Source organism: Mycobacterium interjectum (genome assembly GCF_900078675.2).
In the GTDB taxonomy this organism is placed as follows: Bacteria; Actinomycetota; Actinomycetes; order Mycobacteriales; family Mycobacteriaceae; genus Mycobacterium; species Mycobacterium interjectum.
Window position 1 is genome coordinate 4,945,028 of sequence record NZ_LT546237.1, and the last position, 9,364, is coordinate 4,954,391.

Sequence of the window (9,364 nt, forward strand, 5' to 3'; positions counted from 1 at the left end):
CCCCGGGGTGGACCTCGACGTGTTCCGCCCGGGCGATCGCCGGGCGGCCCGGGCCGCGCTGGGACTGCCGCTGGACGGTGACCTGGTGGCCTTCGTCGGGCGGATCCAGCCGCTGAAGGCCCCCGACATCGTGCTGCGCGCCGCGGCGAAACTGCCCGGGCTGCGCATCGTGGTGGCCGGCGGCCCGTCGGGCAGCGGCCTGGCCTCGCCGGACGGATTGTCAAGGCTGGCCGACGAACTCGGCATCGCGGACCGGGTGACGTTTCTGCCGCCGCAGTCCCGCCCGGACCTGGCCACCCTGTTTCAGGCGGCCAATCTTGTTGCGGTGCCCAGTTATTCGGAGTCGTTCGGGCTGGTCGCCGTCGAGGCGCAGGCGTGCGGCACCCCCGTGGTGGCCGCGTCGGTCGGCGGTCTGCCGGTGGCGGTGCGCGACGGGGTATCCGGCACCCTGGTGTCCGGGCATGACGTCGGCGACTGGGCCGATGCCCTGGATCGGCTGCTGCGTCTCGACGCGGCGCAGGCCGACGCGATGAGCCGCGCGGCCGCCGCGCACGCGGCCACCTTCTCCTGGGACAACACCACCGACGCGCTGCTGGCCAGCTATCGGCGCGCGATCGGCGACTTCACCGCCCTGCGCCAGCGCCGGTACGTCGCGAAACCGGACCGCGCCGCGATGCGCAAGCCGCGCCGCTGGACCACCCGTCGTGGGGTGGGCGCGTGAATGCGACCGTGCAGGCCGTGATCGAGCACACGCTGCGGGCCAGCGGGCTGACCTACTCGGAGTTCCCCGGGTCCCACGGCGGGCTGCCGGGCCTGGTGGTGGAACTGCCCGGTGAGCGCAAGCTCAAGACCAACACCATCCTGACCATCGGGGAGCATTCGGTGCGCGTGGAGGCGTTCGTGTGCCGCAAGCCCGACGAGAACCACGAGGGCGTCTACCGGTTTTTGCTCAGGCGCAATCGCCGGCTGTACGGGGTGGCGTACACGCTGGACAACGTCGGCGACATCTACCTGGTGGGCCGCATGTCGCTGGCCTCGGTCGACGCCGACGAGATCGACCGGGTGCTCGGGCAGGTGCTCGAAGCGGTGGATTCCGACTTTAATACCCTGCTGGAGTTGGGTTTTCGCTCGTCGATTCAGAAGGAGTGGGAGTGGCGGGTGTCCCGCGGGGAGTCGCTGAAGAACCTGCAGGCGTTCGCCCATTTGATCGACGAAGACGACGAATAAGCTAGCCGGCATGAAAGACACGGCCACGCTGGTGCTGTTGCGCCACGGCGAGAGCGAATGGAACGCAAGCAACCAGTTCACCGGGTGGGTGGACGTCGACTTGACCGAGAGGGGCCGGGCCGAGGCGGTGCGCAGCGGCGAGCTGCTGACCGAACACGCCCTGTTGCCCGACGTGCTCTACACCTCGCTGCTGCGCCGGGCGATCACCACCGCGCACCTGGCGCTGGACACTGCCGACCGGCTGTGGATCCCGGTGCGGCGCAGCTGGCGGCTCAACGAACGCCACTACGGGGCGCTGCAGGGTCTCAACAAGGCCGAAACCAAGGAGCGCTACGGCGAGGACCAGTTCATGGCCTGGCGGCGCAGCTACGACACGCCCCCCCCGCCGATCGAGCGCGGCAGCGAATTCAGCCAGGACACCGACCCCCGCTATGCCGACATCGGCGGCGGCCCGCTGACCGAATGCCTGGCCGATGTGGTGGTGCGTTTCCTGCCGTATTTCACCGACGTCATCGTCCCGGACCTGCGGGCCGGCAAGACGGTGCTGATCGTCGCGCACGGCAACTCGCTGCGCGCCCTGGTCAAGCACCTGGACGGGATGTCCGACGGCGAGGTCGTGGGGCTCAATATCCCGACCGGCGTTCCGCTGCGCTACGACCTTGACGCCGACCTGCGGCCGGTGCGGCCGGGCGGGACCTACCTCGACCCGGAGGCGGCCGCGGCGGGCGCCGCGGCGGTTGCCAGCCAGGGAAGGGCGTGACCTGGTTCGCAGGCCCGAACGCGGGTTTAAAGGCCTGTTTGCCAAACATCGAGTGAACGGGAGCGGAACACCTGTTGCGTAAGGTGTGACTTGTCCGATTTTGGCCTCGCTCCGCTAGGGCAGCGTTCACCAGATTTGTAGGATTTTGTATGTGACTGTGTTCTCGGCGCTGTTGCTGGCCGGGGTCTTGGCAGTGCTGGCGCTGGCCGCAGGGGTTGCGGTCGGGGCCCGGCTGGCGCCGCGGGCGGTCGAACGCCGCCAGCAATCCTCCACCGAATGGACGGGGATCACCGTCGCGCAGATGCTGCAACGCATCGTGGCGCTGATGCCGCTGGGAGCCGCGGTGGTGGACTCCCACCGCGACGTCGTCTACCTCAACGAGCGGGCCAAGGAACTGGGCCTGGTGCGCGATCGCCAGCTCGACAACCAGGCCTGGCAGGCCGCGCAGCAGGCGCTCACCGGCGTCGACGTCGAGTTCGATCTGCGGCCGCCGAAGCGCGGACCGGGCCGGTCCGGGCTCTCGGTGCACGGGCAGGCGCGCCTGCTGAGCGAAGAGGACCGCCGGTTCGCGGTGGTCTTCGTCCACGACCAGTCCGACTACGCCCGGATGGAGGCGACCCGGCGCGATTTCGTGGCCAACGTCAGCCACGAGCTCAAGACCCCGGTGGGGGCCATGGCCCTGCTGGCCGAGGCGCTGCTGGCCTCGGCCGATGACTCCGAAACCGTCCGCCGGTTCGCCGAAAAGGTTCTCGTCGAAGCCAACCGGCTGGGGGACATGGTCGCCGAGCTGATCGAGCTGTCCCGGCTGCAGGGCGCCGATCCGCTGCCCAACGTGACCGAGGTCGAGGTGGACACCGTTGTGTCTGAGGCGATTGCGCGCCACAAGGTGGCGGCCGACAACGCCGACATCGAGGTCCGCACCGACGCGCCCAGCGGCCTGCGGGTGCTGGGCGACGAAACGCTGCTGGTGACCGCGCTGGCCAACCTGGTGTCCAACGCGATCGCCTATTCGCCTCCGGGATCGCCGGTTTCGATCAGCCGCCGCCGCCGGGGTGACAACATCGAGATCGCCGTGACCGACCGCGGCATCGGCATTCCCCTGGAAGACCAGGAGCGGGTCTTCGAGCGATTCTTCCGCGGCGACAAGGCGCGTTCGCGGGCCACCGGCGGCAGCGGGTTGGGCCTGGCCATCGTCAAACACGTTGCGGCCAACCACAACGGCAGCATCGGCGTGTGGAGCAAGCCGGGCACCGGGTCGACGTTCACCCTGTCCATTCCGGCGTACAAGGACGAGGAACCCGAGCAACCGCTGGGCCGTGAGGTGCGGCCCAACAGGTCACAACGAGAGGAAGAATTGAGTAGATGACCAGTGTGCTGATCGTGGAAGACGAGGAGTCGCTGGCCGATCCGCTGGCATTCCTGTTGCGCAAGGAGGGCTTTGAGGCCACGGTGATGACCGACGGCCCCGCGGCGCTTGCCGAGTTCGATCGCGCCGGCGCGGACATCGTGCTACTCGACCTGATGCTGCCGGGCATGTCGGGCACCGACGTGTGCAAGCAGCTGCGCGCCCGCTCCAGCGTGCCGGTGATCATGGTGACCGCACGCGACAGCGAGATCGACAAGGTGGTCGGCCTCGAGCTGGGCGCGGATGACTATGTCACGAAGCCTTATTCGGCGCGCGAGCTGATCGCCCGCATCCGCGCGGTGCTGCGCCGGGGCGGCGACGACGACTCCGAGATCAGCGACGGCGTGCTGGAATCCGGGCCGGTCCGGATGGACGTCGAACGCCACGTCGTCTCGGTCAACGGTGACACGATCACGTTGCCGCTCAAGGAATTCGACCTGCTCGAGTACCTGATGCGCAACAGTGGGCGGGTGCTGACCCGCGGGCAGCTGATCGACCGGGTCTGGGGTGCCGATTACGTCGGTGACACCAAGACGCTCGACGTTCACGTCAAGCGGCTGCGCTCCAAGATCGAGGCGGACCCGGCCAACCCGGTGCACCTGGTGACGGTGCGGGGATTGGGCTACAAGCTCGAGGGCTAAGAGTTCGTATCGAAGACGGTCCGCTCGTCGTCGCTGGCGCTCAACGTGATACGCCGGCGCATGTCCGCCGTCATCGGCGGCAGCCGGTCGAGGTCGAACCACGCCGCGGCGGTGCACTCGTCGTCGGCGGCAAAGGGCTCGCCCGAGAGCCACTGCATGCGGAACACGTGATCGAGATACTGGGCCCGGTCGCCGTTGGCGTGTACGGCCGGCCGGGTCACGTGCACCCACGCCAGCCGCGTGGCCCGCGCTCTGACGCCGGCTTCTTCGCTTACTTCGCGAGCCGCGCAATCCGCCGGATTCTCCCCGGGCTCGACGATACCTGTCACGGCCGTCCAGGCGCCGTTATCCGCGCGCTTGACCAGCAATACTTTTCGGTCGCGGATCGTGACCGCCGTGACGCCGGGCAGCCATAACGGCGCGGTGCCAATGGCGCGACGAAGCTCAACGATGAAGTCGGGGATCGGCACGCATCGAGTGTGCGTTGCGGGCGTTGAGTGTGCGCTGAGGGCCACTCCCACCGGCGTGTCGCCACCAGGGATTCACACTCGACTCGCGCGGGCGCCGACGATCTCGTCGGCCACGCCCAGCGCCATCGCCATGATCGACACTTGCGGGTTCACCTCCGGGCAGCTGGGCAGGATCGACGCGTCGGCGACCCACACCCGGTCGGCGCCGCGCAGCCGCCCGGTTTCGTCGACGGGACAAAGCTGCTCGTCGGCTCCCGCAGCCGCGGTGCCCGAGGGATGGAAGGCGGCCAGGTGCAAGCTTCTCGCGTCGCTTCGGCTCAGCGCATCCCGCAGCGCGGGCAGCGACGTCACCGTCATCGCCTCGGGTAAGCCCGTGAGCACCTCGACGGCGCCCGCGGCGAACAGCAGCCGGCCCATGGCCTCNGGCCGCCGCACTCCTCGGGCAGCAGCGCGGCGCCGAACGACGCGGCGAGACGGCTCATCCGCGGCGTCCGAGCCGGCGTCCCAGTTTGATGAAGAACGGATAGGTCGCGAAGATTGCGCCCGCCGCGGCGTGCAGCCGCGGGCCCGCCGCCGCGGTGTCGACGCCGAAAACGCCGCTGTTCCACATGAAGTCGCGCCCGTTGGCGGCGCGGAAGGGCCGCCACAGCATGCCGAGGCCGGGCACGTTGTTGTAGAGCCCGAACGAACCGCCGAAGAAGACGCCCAGCGTGGTGGCCTCGGCGAGGTCCCGCCGGTCCGGCGGCACCCGGCGCTCGATCAGCACCCCGGCGGCGAACAGCAGCGGTGGGTCGAGAACGAAGCTCACGACGGGATCCTTTCGTTGATGTCGGGTGCGTCGGCGCCGCGCAGACCGACCTCGGCATGCCCGGTTCCCAGCACCGACCAGTGCCGGTCGTCGATGTCGACGTGGACGTCGGCCTGTTCGGTGTTGGTGCACACCGCGCGGCCGCCGTCGGGGTCGGTGTATCCGAGGCTCACGCACCGCTCCGGTGGCTGGTCGACCCGGATGAGCACCCGGCGACCGCCGATGCCGCCCTCCAGCTGCCAATGCCGCAGGCCCAGCGTCGTTTTCATCCGCAGTGACGGCAAAGGGCTTGCGGGCCAATCCTTTCCGTCGATCCGGAACCGCACGAACGCCATCGGCGCCAGCCGGCGCAGGCCCGGCCTATTGGAGACCGCCGCAACGACTTCCATGACGTCGCCGTCGCCGAGGTCGGCGTGGACCCATGCCCAGCGCTTGGCGTTGCCGTGCCCGTAGATGTGGGCGACCCCGCCGCGCCAGCCGTCGATGCGGACCGCGCCATCCGCGACGGTCAGCGAGCCGGCGAAGTCGGCGGTGGGCGCCAGGACCACCTGGGCGCCCGGCAGCAGCTCGCGCTCCCACGCCGCCCGGGGGAACGTCCACAGCGGCGTGCCGGCGTCCTTCCAGGACAGGTCCCACGCCAACGATCCGGCGCGCCCCGCCAGCCTCGCCGGTGCCGCCCGCACTCCCGCCGCGTCGAACCACGTCGTTCCCGACGCCGGCCCGGTGGGCTCGGGGCCGAATCGCTCGGTGCGTGGCGGGCCGTCGGGCGCGAACCACGTCGCCCAGCCGTGCGCATAGGGGGAGTCGGCCGCGTGCTCGGGGGCCACCGTCTCGCAGTGGATCCACAGCCCGGCGCGGGTCAGCGGATCCGACAGGGTGGCATACCAGACCTCCAGGCGGCCGGGCTTGCCGCGCCAGCGCGGGGCGGAGGCCGATCCCAGCTCGTCGTCCATGTGCTCCTCCGGTTCGGACACGGGCGCGCGATGGCTGCGCCGTGCCCGATTCGTCCACTATATTGGTTGAGCCAATGAACCAGTCAAGTGCGCTGCAGCCGCCGGACCGCCAACGGGTCGACGAACAGATCGCCGCGTCGATCGCCGACGCCATCCTCGACGGCGCCTTCCCGCCCGGGTCGACGCTGCCGCCCGAGCGGGAGCTGGCCGAGCATCTCGGGGTCAACCGCACGTCGCTGCGCCAAGGGCTGGCCCGGCTGCAGCAGATGGGCCTCATCGAGGCCCGCCATGGCAGCGGCAACGTGGTCCGCGACCCCGAGGCGCTGACTCATCCCGCCGTCGTCGAGGCGCTGGTGCGCAAACTCGGCCCCGACTTCCTGGCCGAACTGCTGGAGATCCGGGCGGCGCTGGGCCCGTTGATGGGCCGGCTGGCGGCGCTGCGCGGCACACCGGAGGACGCCGAGTCGTTGCGCGCGGCGCTCGCGGCGGTGCGCGAGGCCGACGGCTCGGCGGCACGCCAGGCCGCCGACCTCGCCTACTTCCGGGTGCTCATTCACGGCACCCGCAACCGCGCGCTGGGGTTGCTGTATCGCTGGGTCGAGCACGCGTTCGGCGGGCGGGAGCACGAACTCACCGCGGCCTACGACGACGCCGCGGCGGTGGTCGCCGACCTGCGGGCGATCACCGATGCCGTGCTGGCGCGCGATGCCGAGGCGGCCGCCGCCGCGGTCGAGGACTACCTCAACGCCAGCGCCCTGCGAATGGTGTTGTCCTACATCAAAACCCAAGCCGGCTGAGCGGGCGGGTCGCGCTACTCGGCAACCCGGGTGGCCGGGTGCACGGCGATCAGCCCTAACTTGCTGCGCCGCTTGCACATTGCCGCCAGCTCCGCGTAGGCCTTGGCACCGAGCAACTCGGTCAGCTCGTCGGCCATGCTCTCCCAGACCTGCTTGGCGCCGACGTGCGCGGCCGGATCGCCGGTGCAATACCAGTGCAGGTCCGCGCCGCCGGAACCCCAGCCGCGGCGATCGAATTCGGTGACCCAGGTCTTGAGTATCTCGGTGCCGTCGGGCCGTGTCACCCACTCCTGGCTGCGCCGGATCGGCAGCTGCCAGCAGACATCGGGTTTCATCGTCAGCGGCGGTACGCCCAGGTTGAGGGCCTTGGTGTGCAACGCGCATCCCGCGCCGCCGGCAAAGCCGGGTCGGTTGAGGAAGATGCAGGCATCCTTGTGCTTGCGGGTGCGGTATTGCGGTTGGCCGTCGTGCTCGTCGAGCTCGAGGTAACCCTTGCGGCCCAAGCCTTTTTCCCGGAACTGCCAATCCTCGTCGGTCAACGTCTTGACCGCGTCGTCCAGCCGGGCGCGGTCGTCGTCGTCGGACAGAAACGCGCCGTGCGAGCAACACCCGTCGTCCGGCCGGCCCTCGACCGTGCCGCGGCAGGCGGGAGTGCCGAACACGCAGGTCCAGCGCGAGAGCAGCCAGGTGAGGTCGGCCGCGATCAGGTGTTCGGGGTTGTCCGGGTCGTAGAACTCCACCCACTCGCGGGCGAAGTCCAGCTCGACCTCCTGACCCGGTTCCGGGTGTGAATTCGCCACGTCGCCAACGTTAGACCACGATTTCGCTTGCCTGGCACTTTGACGCGGGAGGACTCCCGCTGGCGCTCGATCGCCGGCCTTTTCCCCTCGCCGCGTGCGCGGCTGGGGGTGCCCCACCTCGCGCCGCTGCGCGGCGCGCATCGTCACCCGGCTAGGTTGTTTCCTGTGCGGTTAGGCGTGCTCGACGTGGGTAGCAACACGGTCCACCTGTTGGTGGTCGATGCCCACCGCGGTGGGCACCCGACGCCGATGAGTTCGACGAAGGCCACGCTGCGGCTCTCCGAGTCCATCGACAGCTCCGGGAAGATCACCAAGCGCGGCGCCGACAAGTTGGTCTCGACGATCAACGAGTTCGCCAAGATCGCGGACAGCTCGGGCTGCAAGGAGCTGATGGCCTTCGCCACCTCGGCGGTCCGCGACGCCGAAAATTCCGACGACGTGCTGTCCCGGGTGCGAAAAGAGGCCGGCGTCGAGTTGCAGGTGCTGACCGGGGTCGACGAGTCGCGGCTGACCTTCCTCGCGGTGCGCCGGTGGTACGGGTGGAGCGCCGGCCGCATCATCAACCTCGACATCGGCGGCGGCTCGCTGGAATTGTCCAGCGGCGTCGACGAGGAGCCCGACGTCGCGCTGTCGTTGCCGCTGGGTGCGGGGCGATTGACCCGCGAATGGCTGCCCGACGACCCGCCCGGGCGGCGACGGGTCGGGATGCTGCGCGACTGGCTGGACGCCGAGCTGGCGGAATCCGCGGTGGCGGTCCTCGAAGCCGGCGCCCCCGACCTTGCGGTCGCCACCTCGAAGACATTCCGTTCGCTGGCACGGCTCACCGGGGCCGCGCCCTCGGCGGCGGGCCCGCGGGCCAAGAGGACGCTGACCGAAAACGGCCTCAGGCAACTCATAGCTTTCATCTCTAGGATGACCACCGCTGACCGGGCCGAACTGGAAGGAGTGAGCGCCGAGCGGGCACCGCAGATCGTGGCGGGCGCGCTGGTGGCCGAGGCGAGCATGCGAGCGCTGTCGATCGAAGCCGTGGATATCTGCCCGTGGGCATTACGGGAAGGTCTCATCTTGCGCAAACTCGACAGCGAAGCCGATGGAACTGCGCTCTTCGGGAGTTCGGTGCGCGATGCTGGAGGTCAGAAAGCTGATCGGAACGCGAACCGATCGAGAGGCGACAAATCATGACCGGACCACACTCCGAGACCGAGAGCCCCGGCACCCGGCCGATCTCGGTGGCCGAATTGCTGGCCAGGAATGGAACGATCGGCGCCCCGGCCGTGACCCGGCGCCGGCGCCGGCGGCGCGGCGACAGCGACGCGGTCACGGTCGCCGAGCTCACCGGTGAGATTCCGGTCATCCGCGACGAGGAAGACCACGACATCACCGCAAAGGCGGCCCACGGGACGGTCCAGGCCGCCGAGCCGGCTCCCGAGCAGGCCGGCGACGACCGGCCGGCGTCCGCGTACTGGGCCGAACCCGAGCCGCGCTGGCCCAAGTCGCCGCCCC

At 69.9% G+C, this 9,364-nt stretch carries 11 protein-coding genes and 2 pseudogenes; 8 read left to right on the forward strand and 5 right to left on the reverse strand.

Annotated features, from left to right (window positions below):
• From BN4348_RS58600 to regX, 5 genes are all read left to right on the forward strand, one after another.
• Positions 1-721: glycosyltransferase (locus BN4348_RS58600; RefSeq protein WP_142308834.1), on the forward strand; the 721-nt coding region annotated here is incomplete at its 5' end.
• Positions 718-1,227, forward strand: coding sequence for a type III secretion system chaperone family protein (locus BN4348_RS58605; protein WP_066917710.1), 510 nt, complete (start codon positions 718-720; stop codon positions 1,225-1,227). The genes BN4348_RS58600 and BN4348_RS58605, both read left to right, overlap by 4 nt.
• A gap of 10 nt (positions 1,228-1,237) precedes the next feature.
• On the forward strand, positions 1,238-1,987 hold the full coding sequence (locus BN4348_RS58610) for a phosphoglyceromutase (protein WP_066917711.1): 750 nt from the start codon (positions 1,238-1,240) through the stop codon (positions 1,985-1,987).
• Positions 1,988-2,138: 151 nt separating this feature from the next.
• The gene (locus tag BN4348_RS58615; RefSeq protein ID WP_096866241.1) at positions 2,139-3,353 is read left to right on the forward strand and encodes a sensor histidine kinase; all 1,215 of its coding nucleotides are present in this window, start codon (positions 2,139-2,141) and stop codon (positions 3,351-3,353) included.
• The gene (regX, locus tag BN4348_RS58620) at positions 3,350-4,033 is read left to right on the forward strand and encodes a two-component sensory transduction protein RegX (RefSeq protein WP_066917713.1); all 684 of its coding nucleotides are present in this window, start codon (positions 3,350-3,352) and stop codon (positions 4,031-4,033) included. Before BN4348_RS58615 ends, regX begins: the two co-directional genes overlap by 4 nt.
• Here regX and BN4348_RS58625 read toward each other — a convergent pair.
• The 4 genes and pseudogenes from BN4348_RS58625 to BN4348_RS58640 form a co-directional block, all read right to left on the reverse strand.
• Complete coding sequence (locus BN4348_RS58625) at positions 4,030-4,503, reverse strand: NUDIX hydrolase (protein ID WP_066917714.1); 474 nt, start codon at positions 4,501-4,503, stop codon at positions 4,030-4,032. The genes regX and BN4348_RS58625 overlap by 4 nt on opposite strands.
• Positions 4,504-4,575: 72 nt before the next feature.
• A pseudogene (locus tag BN4348_RS58630) lies at positions 4,576-4,926 on the reverse strand (GMC family oxidoreductase); the annotation flags it as partial.
• A gap of 55 nt (positions 4,927-4,981) precedes the next feature.
• Positions 4,982-5,311, reverse strand: a complete 330-nt coding sequence (locus BN4348_RS58635; RefSeq protein WP_066917716.1) for a hypothetical protein — start codon at positions 5,309-5,311, stop codon at positions 4,982-4,984.
• A complete protein-coding gene (locus BN4348_RS58640) occupies positions 5,308-6,264 on the reverse strand; it encodes a hypothetical protein (protein WP_066917720.1) in 957 nt (318 codons plus the stop codon). The genes BN4348_RS58635 and BN4348_RS58640 overlap by 4 nt, the downstream gene beginning before the upstream one ends.
• A gap of 74 nt (positions 6,265-6,338) precedes the next feature.
• On the opposite strand from BN4348_RS58640, the gene BN4348_RS58645 reads away from it, so the two are divergent.
• Positions 6,339-7,061: a FadR/GntR family transcriptional regulator gene (locus BN4348_RS58645; RefSeq protein ID WP_066917717.1), complete on the forward strand. Its 723-nt coding sequence runs from the start codon at positions 6,339-6,341 to the stop codon at positions 7,059-7,061.
• Positions 7,062-7,075: 14 nt separating this feature from the next.
• Here BN4348_RS58645 and BN4348_RS58650 read toward each other — a convergent pair whose 3' ends face one another.
• On the reverse strand, positions 7,076-7,861 hold the full coding sequence (locus tag BN4348_RS58650; protein ID WP_066917718.1) for a hypothetical protein: 786 nt from the start codon (positions 7,859-7,861) through the stop codon (positions 7,076-7,078).
• 165 nt (positions 7,862-8,026) lie between these two features.
• Between BN4348_RS58650 and BN4348_RS58655 the strand changes: the two genes are divergently transcribed.
• On the forward strand, positions 8,027-9,043 hold the full coding sequence (locus tag BN4348_RS58655; protein ID WP_066917719.1) for a Ppx/GppA family phosphatase: 1,017 nt from the start codon (positions 8,027-8,029) through the stop codon (positions 9,041-9,043).
• Positions 9,040-9,364 (forward strand): annotated as a pseudogene (locus BN4348_RS62060) (hypothetical protein); the annotation flags it as partial. The gene BN4348_RS58655 and the pseudogene BN4348_RS62060, both read left to right, overlap by 4 nt.

Excerpts from the sequence above, each read along its gene's own strand:
- BN4348_RS58610 (WP_066917711.1), top strand. The coding sequence starts at position 1,238 with ATGAAAGACACGGCCACGCTGGTGCTGTTGCGCCACGGCGAGAGCGAA.
- regX (WP_066917713.1), top strand. The coding sequence starts at position 3,350 with ATGACCAGTGTGCTGATCGTGGAAGACGAGGAGTCGCTGGCCGATCCG.
- BN4348_RS58645 (WP_066917717.1), top strand. The coding sequence starts at position 6,339 with ATGAACCAGTCAAGTGCGCTGCAGCCGCCGGACCGCCAACGGGTCGAC.
- BN4348_RS58640 (WP_066917720.1), bottom strand. The coding sequence starts at position 6,264 with ATGGACGACGAGCTGGGATCGGCCTCCGCCCCGCGCTGGCGCGGCAAG.